This window comes from Ferrovibrio terrae, from assembly GCF_007197755.1.
Classification (GTDB): Bacteria; Pseudomonadota; Alphaproteobacteria; order Ferrovibrionales; family Ferrovibrionaceae; genus Ferrovibrio; species Ferrovibrio terrae.
This window is the reverse complement of record NZ_CP041636.1, coordinates 2,702,403-2,718,466: the sequence shown is the minus strand read 5'-3', so window position 1 is coordinate 2,718,466 and position 16,064 is coordinate 2,702,403. Positions and strand designations below refer to the sequence as shown.

Annotated in this window: 11 protein-coding genes, 1 other RNA gene and 1 riboswitch; of the genes, 5 read left to right on the top strand and 7 right to left on the bottom strand. The window is 62.8% G+C overall.

Going from position 1 to position 16,064, the window contains the following annotated elements:
- Positions 1–196 precede the first annotated feature (196 nt).
- Positions 197–805 (top strand): hypothetical protein, encoded by a 609-nt coding sequence (locus FNB15_RS13255; protein WP_144069158.1) that lies wholly within the window; start codon positions 197–199, stop codon positions 803–805.
- Positions 806–809: 4 nt separating this feature from the next.
- Here FNB15_RS13255 and FNB15_RS13250 read toward each other — a convergent pair whose 3' ends face one another.
- The 5 genes from FNB15_RS13250 to FNB15_RS13230 all read right to left on the bottom strand — a co-directional run bounded on the left by FNB15_RS13250 (position 810) and on the right by FNB15_RS13230 (position 6,867).
- On the bottom strand, positions 810–2,237 hold the full coding sequence (locus FNB15_RS13250) for a PepSY domain-containing protein (RefSeq protein WP_144069157.1): 1,428 nt from the start codon (positions 2,235–2,237) through the stop codon (positions 810–812).
- A 3-nt stretch (positions 2,238–2,240) separates the two neighbouring features.
- On the bottom strand, positions 2,241–4,367 hold the full coding sequence (locus FNB15_RS13245; protein WP_144069156.1) for a TonB-dependent receptor: 2,127 nt from the start codon (positions 4,365–4,367) through the stop codon (positions 2,241–2,243).
- A 122-nt stretch (positions 4,368–4,489) separates the two neighbouring features.
- Positions 4,490–4,696: riboswitch (cobalamin riboswitch) on the bottom strand.
- A 35-nt stretch (positions 4,697–4,731) separates the two neighbouring features.
- An RNA gene (rnpB, locus tag FNB15_RS13240) (RNase P RNA component class A) lies at positions 4,732–5,122 on the bottom strand.
- A gap of 63 nt (positions 5,123–5,185) precedes the next feature.
- On the bottom strand, positions 5,186–5,956 hold the full coding sequence (locus tag FNB15_RS13235; protein ID WP_144069155.1) for a peptidoglycan recognition protein family protein: 771 nt from the start codon (positions 5,954–5,956) through the stop codon (positions 5,186–5,188).
- Entirely contained in the window at positions 5,953–6,867 is a 915-nt protein-coding gene (locus FNB15_RS13230) for a DMT family transporter (RefSeq protein ID WP_144069154.1), read from the bottom strand. The genes FNB15_RS13235 and FNB15_RS13230 overlap by 4 nt, the downstream gene beginning before the upstream one ends.
- 224 nt (positions 6,868–7,091) lie before the next feature.
- Here FNB15_RS13230 and FNB15_RS13225 point away from each other — a divergent pair, with 224 nt between their 5' ends.
- The 4 genes from FNB15_RS13225 (at position 7,092) to FNB15_RS13210 (ending at position 14,402) form a co-directional block, all read left to right on the top strand.
- Positions 7,092–7,637 (top strand): winged helix DNA-binding protein, encoded by a 546-nt coding sequence (locus FNB15_RS13225; protein ID WP_144069153.1) that lies wholly within the window; start codon positions 7,092–7,094, stop codon positions 7,635–7,637.
- A 105-nt stretch (positions 7,638–7,742) separates the two neighbouring features.
- The gene (locus FNB15_RS13220; protein ID WP_144069152.1) at positions 7,743–11,408 is read left to right on the top strand and encodes a hydantoinase B/oxoprolinase family protein; all 3,666 of its coding nucleotides are present in this window, start codon (positions 7,743–7,745) and stop codon (positions 11,406–11,408) included.
- Between the two features lie 226 nt (positions 11,409–11,634).
- Positions 11,635–12,684 (top strand): hypothetical protein, encoded by a 1,050-nt coding sequence (locus FNB15_RS13215; protein ID WP_144069151.1) that lies wholly within the window; start codon positions 11,635–11,637, stop codon positions 12,682–12,684.
- 86 nt (positions 12,685–12,770) lie between these two features.
- Positions 12,771–14,402 carry an isovaleryl-CoA dehydrogenase gene (locus tag FNB15_RS13210; protein WP_144069150.1) on the top strand — a complete coding sequence of 544 codons (1,632 nt, stop codon included), beginning with the start codon at positions 12,771–12,773 and terminating at the stop codon, positions 14,400–14,402.
- Here the strand turns inward: FNB15_RS13210 and FNB15_RS13205 are convergent.
- Entirely contained in the window at positions 14,399–15,304 is a 906-nt protein-coding gene (locus FNB15_RS13205; protein WP_144069149.1) for a diacylglycerol/lipid kinase family protein, read from the bottom strand. The genes FNB15_RS13210 and FNB15_RS13205 overlap by 4 nt on opposite strands.
- An 11-nt stretch (positions 15,305–15,315) precedes the next feature.
- A complete protein-coding gene (locus tag FNB15_RS13200) occupies positions 15,316–15,999 on the bottom strand; it encodes an exopolysaccharide biosynthesis protein (RefSeq protein WP_144069148.1) in 684 nt (227 codons plus the stop codon).
- Between the last annotated feature and the right edge of the window lie 65 nt (positions 16,000–16,064).

The window sequence follows — 16,064 nt, the reverse complement described above, 5'->3', positions numbered from 1 at the left end:
TATATGGGGGTCAATGGAAATTAACGGTTTGGCATGGAGAATTAAGGACCGATAGCTCAATGATCTCCGAGGTTTGCATTCGATAAGGTCCTATTAAATTCACTTAATGTTCTGATTTGTTCTCATCAATCTCCTTGATCTTGCCGCTATCCCCGGACTACATCGTCCGGACGGGTTAATGGGGCAAAGAACACAGATGAGTGAGCGACTGCGGAGCCTTGGATGCCGGCCGGCCTGGCTGCGTCGCATGATCTGGACGGCTGCCCTCGTCCTGCTGCTGCCTGCCGCCGCGCTTGCACCTGCAGCTTTGGCCGCTGTCAACGAGTTCCTGCCACGCGAGGCGCCGGCGCTGAAGCGCTTTGCCGTCGTGGCCGCCACTGCCAACAACCAGTGCCTGACCACGCAACTGATCAACAACGATGTGAAACGCCTGCGCGCCAACGTGCTGCTGTCGCCCTGCGAGTTCAACATCGACAACCAGACGCAGGGCTTTTTTATCAGCCGCCCACTGCAGCAAGGCGCCTACCAGATTTTCTTTGCCGCCAATCCCAGCTACTGCCTGGCGATGGAACCGCGCGCACAGATCCTGGTCGCCTCGGCCTGCGCGCTGAACACTGAAATGCTGGAGCAGTTGCCACAGCTGTGGGACATCAAGGGCGGCGGCCTGTCACTCAAAGGCATCGACGGCAAGAAGTGGTGCCTCGACACGCGCGCGCGCCAGGGCTTCTCGGCGATCTTCGAGCCGCAATTCGTCGAATGCCCGGAACAGATTCCGGATGCCTTCATCCTGCGCGTCAATCGCTGAACGTCTAACGATCAATCTTGCGCCGCAGATGGCGCCAGCCGATCACGACACCACTGATGGATGCGGCGAAACCGATGATCGACATGCCCCACAGCAGGATGTCCCAGGCCGGCCGCCAGCTCAGCAGGATGCGGAAATCGAAACTGTGCAGCGCGTTGAACAGCCAGCGGTAGCTGCGCCGGCTGTCATCCATGCGATTCAGGATTTCGCCGCTCTGCGGATCGATATGGAACCACGTACCGTCCGGATCGTCAAAGCCGATGCGCAGCACCGGCAGGGTCCGCGTGGTGTGATGCGAATACCAGTAGGCGTCTTCCTCGGTGAGGATGTCGCGCAGCACCGCGCATGCGTCGGGCATCAGCGCAGTGGCCGCCGTAAAGATGGCGGCCGATTCCAGTAACGGTTGCCCTGCCCCGCTGCTGTCAGCACGATACTGCATCACCAGCGCTGTGCCCCCGACCCACAGGAACCGCAGTTCGACTGCATGATTCTCTGGCACCACCGCGATCGGGAAATCGGCCGCCGTATGCCCGGCATAGCGCTGCAGCGCCGCCATTTCGGTGTTGCGGCCCGAGAACCAGTTGTTCGGGTTCATCGAAATCCAGCCGCTGATGATCCAGGCCAGCAGGAAGACGCTGCCGATGATGCCAGCCCAGTGATGCCACAGCATCCAACCGCGATAGGGCGAAATGGCGCCGTTGCTGTAACGACGCTGCGGCCGCAGCCGCTGGATGCCGATCCAGATTCCCGTGATGGCTACGGCGATGGCGGGGCCCGACAGCCACAGAACCACATCGCGCCACAGCGGCGCATCCCGGCGCAGCACGGTGGGATAAATCCAGTGCGGCACCGAGCCCAGCCAGTTCCAGAACCTTTCGCTGCGCGTGGTGTCCAGCGCAATCTCGCCGGTGCGCGAGGACACATAGAGCTGCGTCCCCGCCGGATCGTTCAGCGAGACCAGGTAGAACGGGCGCAATGAATCGTAGCGCGCCGTCACGCTCCACTGGTCGCGGTCTTCAAGAATAGTCGTGGCCTTTGGCGCGGGTCGCACCCGCTGCACGACGGCAACGGCCCGGGCGGCATCGACGGCTTCTATCCGGCGGCCATCGCGCGCCGAAATGGTCAGTCGCGCATCATTCCAGCCGGCGATGCGATAGACCGGTTCACCGGCCAGCATTTCGAGCCGCAGGCCGCGCGGCCATTCTGACAACCCCGCCGCCGCAAGTGCGTCAGTTGGCGAAAGCCGCAGCTGCTGCCCGTCAATGACGGGCAGCAGGGAACGGCGTTCGGTTTCCGTCAGCGCCGGAAAACCGACATACATCATCACCACGCCGGAAAAGAACCACATGGCGAAGAGCAGGCAGGTGGCAATCCCGATCCAGCGATGGATCAGATACAGCCAGCGCTGCGCCTGACGAAGAAAGCGTTTCATGCCTCAGAATTTGACATGGGTGGACACGACGGCCGTGCGCGGCAGGCCCAGCACCCACTGCTGGTCGTTATAGGCCGTCTCCGCATAGACCTTGTCGAACAGGTTGTAGAGCCGAAACCCGATACTGACATCCTTGTGCGGAGTCCATTCCAGCCCGAGATCGACCACCGTGTAGTCTGGCAACTTGTTCAGGTTGGCATTGTCGCTGTAGCGCTCACCAACATAGCGAACACCGCTGCGCGCCTTCCATTCCGGCGCAAAGGCCCAGGTGAGCCACAGGTTGCCCAGCAGCTCAGGCACCTTCGGCGGCGTGTTGCCGGCCCGTGAGGCGCCGCCCGCTTCGGTGAACTCGTCGAACCGCGCATCCAGCCAGGTCGCGTTGCCTTCCAGTCGCCAGTCGCGCGCCAGATCGAAGCCCGTGGCGAATTCAACGCCGCGCGTGGACTGCTCACCGATCTGCTGCGTCAGCGTCGGGTTGCCGGGCACACGCGAGGTGATATCGGTCTTGACGATATGGTATCCGGCCAAAGTCCATTCCGCGCGGCCATTCATCAGGGACTGCTTGACGCCGACCTCGGTCTGCTTGCCGGTCGCCAGCGTGAAGCCGCGGTTGGTGGCCGACAGATTGAGGATTCCGCCAACCGGATCAGTCGCCGTGGCATACTGGCCATACACAGCCAGGTCCGGCGTCAGGTTATAGACCGTACCGGCACGCCAGGTGAGATCCGCGAACGTTTTCTCGAAGCTGTTCGCAGCATTATCGAATTGATCGCGATTCAGCACGATATGATCGAAGCGCAGCCCACCGACCAGCGTCCACTTGTCAGTGACCGACAAACGATCTTCGGCAAACAGCGAGTACTGCTTGGTCTGGGTCTGGTGGCGTGGGCGGAACGGGTCATCGCTCTGGAACAATCCGACCTGCGGACTGAACGGATCGACACTGGTGAGCGCGGCTCCGTTATCGAAATTATGCGCATACTTGAAGTCGACCTGGTTCACATCCAGCCCGACCGCACTCTGGTTCTTCAGGCCCAGGACGGAGCTTTCGATCGTGGCATCAAAGCGGTTGCCGTATTGCACCTGGTCATGAGCGATTTCGAGTGCATCCGCGCGGTCGATCAGACCGGTGCCGGCATTGTAGCTGTATGACTCGATATTGCGCCAATGGCGATTGGTGGTGAGCCGGTACAGGGTGTTGTTGAAGGTTACACTGTCGCTGGCTTCCCATTCGAATTTCAGCTGTGTCCAGTTGTCGCGATACTGGATCAGGCTGTCTTCTGCATTGTAATTCTTTTTACGGATGCTCTCGTCGAGCTGCCCGTTGATCAGCGGCGTGCCGAAATAGCGCGACGGATTCTGATAGCCATAGTCATGCGACAACGAGATAGCGAGGGTATCGCTCGCCTGCGCCCGCAGACCCAGACCGAAGACAAGACTCTCGGTTTCGTCGCGATCCACCCAGCCGTCGGACTTCCGCCCGCTGACATCGGCGCGGTAGGACACCTTGCTGTTGATCGGCCCGCCGCTGCCGGCGGCGACATGGCGTTCCAGGTTACTGCCGAACTCGAACATGGCCTCATTCTGGAATGTCGCGCTTGGCTTCTTGGGCACCACATTGACGACGCCGCCAATGCCGCCGGCGCCGTAGAGCACCGATGCCGGTCCGCGCAGGATCTCGATGCGATCCGCCGTCCAGGTATCGAAAGGGAATGTGACCGTACCGGCGCCCACATACATCTGCGTGCCATCGTAAAGCCGGAGCAGCGAATTGTGTCCGATGAAACCACGGGTCGAGATGGCGCTATGACCATTGCCGGGGTCGGCCGTTGAACTAATGCCAGCCGCCTGGCTCACCGCCTCGGTCACGGTAGCGTAGCCGCGCGCGCGGATAGTCTCCTCGGTGATCACCTCGACGCTGGCCGGGGTTTCCAGCGGCGTCAGGCCAAGGCGGCTGCCGGTGGCGGCGGGCTGTGCCAGCTGCAGGCCGGCGTCTTCATTCGGCTGCTGGCCGGCGACGCTGATCGTCGGCAGGCGGGCATCCTGTGCCAGTGCGGAGACGGTGGAGAGCAGGAGAACAGGAATGGAGAGACGGACGGATTGCGTCCGGTGAGAGTTGGAACGGGCCATGTGAAAACCTCATGCGGTGGGCCTTGTGGCACGTCACCGCGAACGAGGTTGTCTCCGAGGCCTGTGAGGAAAGCAGGCGAACGGTGGACTACCCACCGGAACACCCTGCCCGATGTGATCGCGTGTGACCACGGATGACGGCAGGTCTCCTGGCTCACGGGTCGTTGCTTTTCGTCACCTTCCCAGCGCCGTGCGGCACCAGTGGTTACTCGACGAAAAACTCTCCGCTTACAGTTGCAGGGGCAGCCGCGGCTTTAAATCTCCTGGAGGAAGATTCGCACCGCGTTCCCAGTTAGGCCCTAGCGGGCACCGTCGGATTGCAAGTTGCACAGCTGCGCTGAGTCTGTCAATTCGGAATAAGCAGGGTGCCAGACGGCCTGTAAGCCGGGTTCTGTCCATCCACACCAAAATTGCTTCTGGCGCAGACTGGACGGCCATTCCTCTGGGACGCCCATTGCTGGACGCCTCGCGCGACCGACCCGGATGACGAACCGGAAACAGTTCTGCAGGCTTGCGCCTGCTGCCATCCCTATTTGGTCTTGCTCCCGGTGGGGTTTGCCATGCCGCTTCCGTTACCGGTCGCGCGGTGCGCTCTTACCGCACCCTTTCACCCTTGCCATGACAAGTCATGGCGGTCTGCTCTCTGTGGCACTGTCCCTGGGGTCGCCCCCGCCGGGCGTTACCCGGCACCGTGTTTCCGTGGAGCCCGGACTTTCCTCGACGGTTTAACCCGCCGCGACCGTCCAGCCGTCTGGCACCGGCGCACAGGTAGGCCCTGCGCCAGCGCCAGTCAAGCGGAAACGGGCAGGGGAAATGGCTCAGCCCGCGCGCGCGCTGCTGATACGCCGCACCGTCATCTGCTCGGCGATGTGATGGATCAGGCTGGTGGTTTCGGCATCGCTGACGCCGTCCACCTGGTCCTGCCGCCAGTGACGCTGGAAGGCCCGCACCGCGGCCTCGGTGTGAGTATCATAGATACCGCTGCCTTCGATGGCATAGCCGATCTTGTCGAGCGCCACCTGCAATTCCAGCACCGCGCCGCCGCGTTCGCCGGCGCGCAATGTGGGGGCACCGGGCGAGACCTTGAAATCGGCAGCCCACCAGCGGCCGAAGCCGGCAGCATGCAGGCGGCGCCAGGGGAACAACTCGCCCGGATCTTCCTTGCGCAGCGGCGCCACATCGGAATGGCCGACATAGTTGCCCGGCATCACCTCGTGGCGACTGGCGATATCCCTGAGCAGCGCGATCAGGGCATCGATCTGCACGGCGGGAAATTCGCGATAGCCGAATTCATGGCCGGGGTTGACCAGTTCGATGCCAATGGAGCGGGCATTCACATCACGCACGCCACGCCAGAAGGCTGTGCCGGCATGCCAGGCGCGTTTGTCTTCTGGCACCAGGCGATAGATCGTGCCGTCTTCATCGATCAGGTAATGGCTGCTGACCTTGGCCTGCGGATCGGACAGCCGCTCCAGCGCCGCGGCGGCGGTCGGCATCCCGGTGTAATGCAGCACCACCATATCCACCGGGCGGCGGCAGTTGCGTTCATCGAAATTCGGCGACGGATGATCGACCAGCTTGAGTGTCATTCGCCTGCCGCCTTGTCGCTGACGGGTACGGCCACCGGCGGGCGGCCCGCGGCTTCAGCCGCCTTGGATTCACGCAGGGTGACGATCAGCACGCCGAGCAGGGTCATGGCCGAGCCGATAATGACGCGATTGCTCAATTGCTCGTCAAGGAAATAGATGCCGGACAGGATGCCAAGGAGCGGTGCCAGGGTGAAGCCGGGATTGACGATGCTGACCGGATAGCGGCGCAGCAGGAAATACGCGCCGCCATGCCCAAGCAGCGACACGCCGAGAATGGCATAGAGCAGCACGCCCCAGTGCTGCCATTCGGCGTTCTGGAGACTGGCGGCCTGGCCGCTTTCGGCGACATAGGAAAGCAGCAGCAGGCTTGGTCCGCTGATCATGCCGACCCAGGCCTGCATGCTCAGCGTGTTCACGTCGCGGATGCGGCGAATCAGAATCTGGCCGATCGACATGGCAAACACACTTAAGAGACAGAATATGATCGCGCCTTTGTAGCCGAACACTTTCGGGTCGAAACTGATCACCATGGTGCCGAGGAAGGCAAGCATAATGCCGGCACCGCGACGCCAGCGCACCTTTTCATCGAGGAAGGCCCAGGCCAGCAGCGTGGCGATCGGCACGCCAAGCTGCACCACCACGGCAACGACGGCGACGTCATCCGCAAGGGCGATTCCGTTGAACATCAGCGCGAAATGCAGAGTACCCATCATCAGTGCGGCCCAGAGGACAAGCTGCATCTGGCCCTTCTGCCAGCGCAGCCAGGGCAGCATGATCAGCGCAAGACCGAGGAAACGCAGCCCGGTAAAGAAAACCGGCGGAAAATGCGATACGGCGATCTTCGAGGCAACGAAATTATACCCCCAGATGGCGCAGATCAGCAGCATGAGGGAGAGGTGCTGGGGCTTCATGGGTCGGGACCCTAGCAAAGCCGCCCTGCCGCGGGCTACGTTTGTTTACAGTTCGGCCATGCGCTGGCTGCAAGGGGGGTATGCGGCATGCCTTTGTTGATGCCGTGGTTATGCCCGGATTGCAGGCATGGCGGTCTGATGCAGGGCAGATGCGGAAGGCAGGCGGTATGGTAAAGGCGAAAAAACCTCCGAAAAAATCCCGGGAAAAATTCCCGGGAAAATCCATGCCCCCGGCCGGCAGCAAACCTGCGGCGCGCCGCCCGATCGTATCCTCCGCCCATCTCGCCAGCGAACGGCTGGAGGGATTGAGCGAGTTCGAATTCGCCCTGATGATGACCGCCAATGCCTTCAATCGCTGGATCATGCATTGCATGACCGCGGCTGGTCAGGGCGACCTGGCCGCGCTGGATGTGATGGTGCTGCATGGCGTGAACCATCGCGACCGGCCGAAGCGACTGGCCGATCTCTGCCTGGTGCTGAATGTCGAAGACACCCACACGGTGAATTACGGGCTTAAGAAGATGGTGCGCCTCGGCCTGATTGCCGGCGCCCGACGCGGCAAGGAAATCTTTTACGCCACGACGCCGAAGGGCCGCACGCTCTGCCTGGAATACCGCAAAATCCGCGAGCAGCTGCTCGGTGAAGCCTTCAGCCTGATCGGCCAGCCCGGCCTTGGCAAGCCGCAGGGTGACCTGTCCCGGGTGGCCGAACTGATGCGGGCGCTGTCGGGCACCTACGATCAGGCTGCCCGCTCTGCTGCTTCATTATAGGCAGCCGCTTCGCTCTGACGTCGGCGATAACGTTGACAAATTATCAACGTTTTGTAATCGTCTGGTCTCGTACTTAATCTCGACTGACCGCCCCCGGAGCCCCATATGAACCAGACCATCTCGCCCACGCCCGCCAGTCAGCAGTGGGAATTCTGGATCGATCGCGGCGGCACCTTCACCGATATCGTCGGCCGCAAGCCGGACGGCTCCATCGTCACGCACAAGCTGCTCTCCGAGAATCCCGAGCGCTACAAGGATGCTGCCGTACAGGGCATCCGCGACCTGCTCGGGCTGAAGGCTGGCGATGCGCTGCCCAAGGGCAAAATCGCCGCCGTGAAGATGGGCACGACAGTGGCCACCAACGCACTGCTGGAGCGCAAGGGCGACCGCGTACTGCTGCTGGTCTCTGAAGGCTTTGCCGACCAGCTCCGCATCGGCTACCAGACCCGGCCGAAGCTGTTCGCCCTGCATATCCAGCTACCCGAGATGCTGTATGAGCGCGTGGTGGAGATCCCCGAACGCGTGCGCAATGACGGCAGTATCGAAACGCCGCTCAATCTGGCTGCCGCCGAAGCGGCGCTGAAGGCGGCTTATGTCGACGGCATCCGCTCGGTCGCCATCCTGTTCATGCACGGCTATCGCTACACCGCGCATGAAGCCAAGGTGGCCGAACTGGCGCGCAAGCTGGGCTTCACCCAGGTCTCGGCCAGCCACCAGGTCTCGCCGCTGATCAAATTCGTCAGTCGTGGCGACACGACTGTTGTCGACGCCTATGTCTCGCCGATCCTGCGCCGCTATGTGGATCAGGTGGCCAACGAGCTGGATGCCGCCAATACCGCCTTGCGCCTGATGTTTATGCAGTCGAACGGCGGGCTGGCCGATGCACATTTCTTCCAGGGCAAGGACAGCATTCTTTCCGGCCCCGCCGGTGGCGTGGTTGGTCTGGTGGAAACCTCGACGCGGGCCGGCTTTGAAAAAGTTATCGGCTTCGATATGGGCGGCACATCCACCGATGTGAGCCATTATGCCGGTGAATACGAACGCGCCTTTGAGACCATGGTGGCCGGTGTGCGCATGCGCGCGCCGATGATGATGATCAACACCGTGGCGGCCGGCGGCGGCTCCATCCTGCATTTCGACGGCGCACGCTATCGCGTCGGGCCGGATTCCGCCGGCGCCAATCCCGGTCCGGCCTGCTATCGGCGCGGCGGGCCGCTTGCTGTCACCGACTGCAACGTCGTGCTGGGCAAGCTGCAGCCCGATTTCTTCCCGGCCGTGTTCGGACCCAATGGCGATCAGCCGCTGGACGCGGACGTGGTGAAAACCAAGTTCGCCGAACTGCAGGCGCGCATCAATGCCGAGAGCGGCGACACGCGCAGCATCGAGGAAATGGCCGAAGGCTTCCTCGCCATCGCGGTCGAGAACATGGCCAATGCGATCAAGAAAATCTCGGTCGCGCGCGGCTACGACGTCACCAAATACGTGCTGTCCAGTTTCGGCGGGGCTGGCGGCCAGCATGCCTGTCTGGTGGCTGATGCGCTGGGCATGACCGAAGTGCTGCTGCATCCGCTGGCCGGTGTATTGTCGGCCTATGGCATGGGTCTGGCTGACCAGCGCGTGCTGAAGGAAAAGTCGGCCGAAGTGCCGCTGCAGGACAGCGCACTTCCCAATCTGGCGAAGGAACTGGACGCTCTGGCGGAAGACTCCCGCGCGGAAATGCTGCGTCAGGGCGTGCCGGCAGAGAAGATCACCGTGCTCCGCAAGCTGCATGTGCGCTATGGCGGCTCTGACTCGGCGCTCGAAGTCGAATTCGGCACGCTGGCCGAGATCAAGGCTGCATTTGAGACCGCGCATCGACAGCGTTTCGGCTTCATCAGCCCGGAAAAGGCGCTGATCGCCGGCAGTGTTGCCGTCGAAGTGGTCGGACAGGGCGAACGCGCCCCCGATGTGGTGGAAAAGATCACCGACCCGCGCGCACAGGACGCCATCCCCGTGCTGGCGAAGCGAAAATCCTACATGGCGGCCCAGTGGCGCGACACGCCGGTCTATGACCGTGCGGCGCTGCGCCCCGGCGAGACCATCATGGGGCCGGCTATCGTGATCGAGCCGACCAGCACGATTGCTGTCGAACCCGGCTGGCAGGCACGGCTGACCGAGCGCCGCGACCTGGTGCTGAAACGCGTCGAAGCCCTGCCCGAGCGCAAGGCCATCGGCACTTCTGTCGATCCGGTGATGCTGGAAATCTTCAACAACCTGTTCATGTCGATCGCCGAGCAGATGGGCAGCGTGCTGGAGAAGACCGCCTATTCGGTCAATATCAAGGAGCGCCTCGATTTCTCCTGCGCCATCTTCGACCTCGATGGCGAGCTGATCGCCAATGCGCCGCATATGCCGGTGCATCTCGGCTCGATGTCGGAATCGATCAAGACCGTGATGCGCAAGCGCGCCGGCCAGATGAAGCCGGGCGATGTCTATGTGCTGAACGCGCCTTACGCCGGCGGCACCCATCTGCCCGACGTCACCGTGATCACGCCAGTCTTCGACAAGGCCGGCAAGGATGTGCTGTTCTATCTCGGCAGCCGCGGCCATCATGCCGATATCGGTGGCACCACCCCGGGCTCGATGCCGCCGGATTCCAAGACGGTCGAGGACGAAGGCGTGCTGCTCGACAACGTCCTGCTGGTCGATGGCGGCCGCATGCTGGAAGACGAGATGGTCGCGCTGCTGAAAGGTGGCAAATACCCGTCACGCAATCCGGCGCAGAATATCGCCGACCTCAAGGCACAGATCGCCTCCTGCGAAAAAGGCGCACAGGAGTTACGTAAGATGGTCGACCAGTTCGGTCTCGATGTCGTGCGCGCCTATATGAACCACGTGCAGGACAACGCCGAAGAATCCGTGCGCCGCGTGATCAGCCGCCTGAAGGACGGCGAATTCACCTATCCGATGGATGACGGCTACGAGATCAAGGTGAAGGTCTCGGTCAACCACAAGGACCGTACCGCCAAGATTGACTTCACCGGCACCTCGGGCGTGCATCCGACCAACTACAACGCCCCCACGGCGGTCTGCGTGGCCGCCGTGCTTTACGCCTTCCGCTGCCTGGTCGACTCCGACATCCCGCTGAACGGCGGCTGCCTGAAGCCGCTCGAGATCATCATCCCGAAGAACTCGATGCTCGATCCGGTCTATCCGGCCGCCACGGTGGCCGGCAATGTCGAGACCAGCCAATGCATCACCGACACCATCTTCGGTGCGCTGGGCGTGATGTCGGCGGCCCAGGGCACGATGAACAACTTCACCTTCGGCAATAACGAGTACCAGTATTACGAGACGATCTGCGGCGGCTCGGGTGCCGGTGCGGATTTCGACGGCTGCGACGCGGTCCACACGCATATGACCAATGCGCGTCTGACCGATCCCGAAGTGCTGGAATTCCGTTTCCCCGTCCTGCTGGAGTCTTTCCGCATCCGGCGCGGCTCGGGCGGCAAGGGCAAACACAAGGGCGGCGACGGCACCATCCGCCGCATGCGCTTCCTTACCAATATGGTGGCAACCCTGTTGTCGTCGCACCGCACGGTGCCGCCGTTCGGCTTCGAAGGCGGCGAGACCGGCGAAACCGGCCGGCAGTGGGTGGAACGCACCACCGGCGCGAAGGACATGATGGAAGGCCGCGGCTCGACGCCGATGCAGCCGGGCGATGTCTTCGTCATCTCCACGCCCTCGGCCGGCGGTTTCGGCAAGCCCATGCGCAAGGATGCGGCGGAGTAAAACCGGATTCGTCGGCGCAGCCCTGTCGCCGGGCTGCGCTGACGGCTTCCGCTTTCCCTGAATAACAGCGAAAAGCGCCGCGGCGCCTCGCTCCCTGCCCCAATTCGGCCACAGCGCGCCCCGATAAAACTTGGGTAATACCTTTGTGGCAGAGTCGCATCTGCCGCAGACCGTTTTCGGGGAAGACGCCGTGTTCCGCCACGTCCAATCTTTTGCAGGCTTGTGCATGCTTGCCGGCGTGGCCGTGATTCCGTTCGCTGCCACGGCACAGACAGTGCTGCCCGCCTGCCCCGTCATCGTCACGCCGCGCGATGCCGGCTTCTGCCAGGTCGCGCCACTGCCGCCGAAATACGACAGCCTGTATGAAGAAAAGCGTCGTGATCTGGCGCTGCTCAGTTTCGACCCCGATGAGGGCCATTACCTGCTGTCGCGACAGCCGCTGTTTGCGCCCGGCGATATTTCACTGCTGAGCCGGCAGGACGATCCGGCGAACACCGGCATGTTTGCCGATACCGGCAGCGACAAACTCACCGTCTACAGCGAGGCCGATGCGGCGCCCCGCGCGCTGCAATCGGCCTATGATGTGCCCTTCTTCGACGGGCTGGCACTCAGCAACACCAGCACGATCAGCCAGAGCGATACGTCCGGCCATGAGGATCGCAGCGCCAGCAGCGGCTTCGGCCTCGCTTACCAGGAATACGGCCTGACCTTCAAGGTGAACCCGAATGCGGCCGCCAACTGGAGCGATCTCGCCGGCAGCGGCCATCGCCGCTTCGGCATCGACAATTCGGTGTCGGCCATGGTGGCCCGCGACCTGACGCTGACGCTGTCGTCCGGCTACGCCACGGAAGGTTCCACCGGCGATCCCCATTCCATGCAAAGCAACGAACGTCACCGCATCGCCGTCGCGCAGCATTTCTCCAGCGGCTACAAACTCGGCGCCTCGCTGCAGCGCCGCAATGAATATTTCTACCAGGAAGAGCGCGATCTCAATGTCGTCGGCCTGCAGGTCGGCGTGCCGCTGGGCGAGACGCTGAATTTCACCGCCAGCCATGAATTCGGCGTTGGCGAGCAGCGCAACCTTGGCGCCGGAAATGCCGTGCCCTTCTATGGCCAGCAGCAGAGTCTCGATCTGCAGTTGCACTGGACCCCGGCGGCGCTGGCCAGCCGCGCCATGACCATCATGGCCGGCTACACGGTGACGCAGGATGAATTCGCGGGCGGCAACGATCCCCTGCTGACTCAGGCCCGCCTCAATCTGGCCATGAGATTCTGACGGGCGGTTTTAGCCCCGGATTAACCTAAGGGCAGTCTTCCCAAACGACAGGGTCTTGCTAGACTCTCTCGCAAGGGAGAAATGCCATGACGGACGTTTTCGAGGTTCTCAACCAGCCGCCTGCGCTGGAGGATTACAACCTTTTCACCACCGACAAGGCGTTGATGCAGGCTGCCGAGGTGAATGGCGCCAGCTGGGCGAAAGACCGCCTCACTGTCTATGGCAGCCGCCTGGGCGATGCCGAAACCATTGAGAATGGCCGCCTGGCGCACAGGCATCCGCCGCAGCTGAAGCTGTTCGACCGCTTCGGCCACCGCCGCGACGAGGTGGAGTTCCACCCCGCCTGGCACAGCATCATGTCGCTGATCATCGGTGAAGGCCTGCACTCCGCCCCCTGGGCCGAGCCCAAGCCGGGCGCGCATGTGGCCCGCGCGGCCGCCTATATCATGCATGCGCAGATCGAACCGGGCAGCCAGTGCCCGACCACAATGACCTATGGCAGCGTGCCAGCGATCCGGAAAGACAAACATCTGAGCGAAACCTGGCTGCCGAAAATCTATTCGCGCCAATATGACGGCAGCAACAGGCCGGTGGCGCAGAAGACCGGCGCGCTGATCGGCATGGGGATGACCGAAAAGCAGGGCGGCTCGGATGTGCGCAGCAACACCACGACGGCCACACCCGCCGGTGCGGATGGCGCATACATCATCAACGGGCATAAATGGTTCTTCTCCTGCCCGCAGAATGACGCGCATCTAGTGCTGGCGCAGTCGCCCAACGGCCTGAGCTGCTTCTTCGTGCCGCGCTGGCTGCCCGATGGCAGCAAGAACCCGGTGCAGATCCAGCGCCTGAAGGACAAGGTCGGCAACAAGTCGAATGCCTCGTCCGAGGTCGAATTCCACAACGCGCATGGCTGGCTGCTCGGTGAGGAGGGCCGCGGTGTGCCGACCATCATCGAGATGGGCACCTACACGCGGCTCGACTGCGCTCTGGGTTCGACCGGACTCTTACGGGGCGCCGTCGCCCAAGCCTTGCACCACGTGGCGCATCGCCGCGCCTTCCAGCGCCATCTGATCGACCAGCCGCTGATGACCAATGTGGTAGCCGACCTCGCCATCGAATCCGAGGCCGCCACCATGCTGGCGCTGCGGCTGGCGCGGGCATTCGACCGCGCCGAAGACGATCCGGCTGAAGCTGCCTTCCGCCGCCTCTGCACCCCGGCAGTAAAATACTGGATCTGCAAGCGCGCGCCGAATGCCGTGGTGGAGGCCATGGAGGTGCATGGCGGCAACGGCTATGTCGACGAAGGCCCGCTCGGCATGCTGTACAAGGAAATCCCGCTCAACTCGATCTGGGAGGGCTCGGGCAACGTGATGTGCCTGGACGTGCTGCGCGCCATGCAGAAGAGCCAGGACGGGCTGGAAGCCTATTTCGCCGAACTGATCCCGGCACGCGGCAACGACAAGCGGCTGGATGCCGCGATCAACGACCTGAAAACCGAATTCGCCGACCTGAGCGAAATCGAACATCGTGCGCGGCGCGTGGTGGAAAAGATGATGGTGACCCTTCAGGGCGCACTCCTCGTGCGCCATTCCAGCCCTGCAGTGGCGGATGCCTTCTGCGCCTCGCGGCTCGGCGGCGACTGGGGCCATGCCTTCGGTACGTTGCCGAAGGGTATCGATACCCGCGCCATCGCGGATCGCGCGTTACCGGTCTAGCTCGCCGCCGGCTCCACCGGTATCCGCACCTTCAGCGCTTTTGGCGCGACGGCATAGCGGATCGGGCCTTTCAGCATATCGATCTCGCCGTCATTGGCGACCGGCTTGGTGCGGCGGAAATCGATGTTCAGGCTGTGCGCCTTGATCACCTGCAGCGACGGATCGTTCTGCAGTGTGCCGAGGAACAGCTTGGCCAGCTGGCTGGCTGAACCGAGCCAGGTTTTCTCATGACTGACATAAATGGTCAGTTCGCCGCTCTGCAGATCGGAACGGTTGAACAGTCGACCGGCATTGAATTCATAGCTGCCGACCGCCACCACAATGGCCGGCGACAGTATCTCGGATCGCTGACCGTGATGGTCGATGGTGATTTCCATCATCCGGTGGCGCCGCACCGCGCGCCAGGCTGACCGGATCATGGCTGGCCATTTGTTCAGGCCGAACAGGCGCCGGCGCCGCTCACGGTCCACCACCATTTCCGGATAGAGGCCAAGTGCCGACTTGTTAAGGAACAGGCTCTGGTTCACCCGTCCGACATCAATGGCCGCTACCGTGGAGGCGCAAAGGGCCGCCACCGCATTCTCGATTTCCAGCGGGATATTCAGGTCGCGCGCCAGCAGGTTCATGGTGCCCAGCGGCAGCACACCCAGCACGATGTCGCGCTTCATCGCCAGTTCAGCGGCCGAGCGCAGCGTGCCGTCGCCGCCGCCAACCCAGATCTCCGTGCTGCCCTGCGCGGCAGCGGCAAGCGCGCGCGGCAGTTGGGCGGGCGCCACCATCTGCACATCAACATCAGGCTGGCCCGCCTTGGCGGCCGCCGTATGGATCAGATCGCGCAACGCCGCAGCACCATGCTGCCGCGCCGTGCCGGATTCGGCGTTGATGACGATAGAGGTGGTCATGGAGAGATGCGTTACCAGAACAGCCAGTCGGTGAAATCGGTGCCGGCGCGAATCAGGCCGATCCCGAGTGTAACGAACAAGGCCATGCTGGCGATCCCGACAAAATGGCCAGCCAGTGCGCCCAGCCCGTCGCGAGTCAGAAGCCCCAGTGCAATCAACACGATGCCGAGCGCGAAGGGCACATTGCCGAACGGCAGCGGCAGCGCCAGGCCGACGCCCTGGATCACGATTCCGAGCGCCGCCACCACGGCGCCCAAGCCGCTGACCATCCACGTCATCCGTGGCCGGCAGTGGCGTTCGAGCCGACGGATGAAGGGAATGGCAAAGGCCATGAAGCGGCGCAGCAGTCCGGCTGACAGGCGCTGCCGTCCCAGCAGGGCGGGCATCGGCGGATTGTCGGGGCTGAGCAGCAGGCCGACGGCGACGCAGACCACCAAAGAACCGACGATGAAGCCGAGCGGCAGGCCGGGTGACGGGATGAAGCCAAGCAAGCCGAGAAACAACAAGAGCAATGGCGTCGAGCGCTGCGCCACGATGCCGCCGGCTTCGGCCAGCGTCATGCCACGCGACCGGCCATGCCGGCGCAAGCGCGACAGATCACCGGCAACGCTGCGTCGCCGTGGCCTGCCGGAGGGAATCGCTGAAACGGTGCCGTCCATGCCGATTATGATGGCGATCGAATGGGTCGAAAGCATGACGACAAAACGAAAAAGAGGCGGGCTTGAAAGCCCGCCTCTGCCCAAGAGATAATTACTGGCAA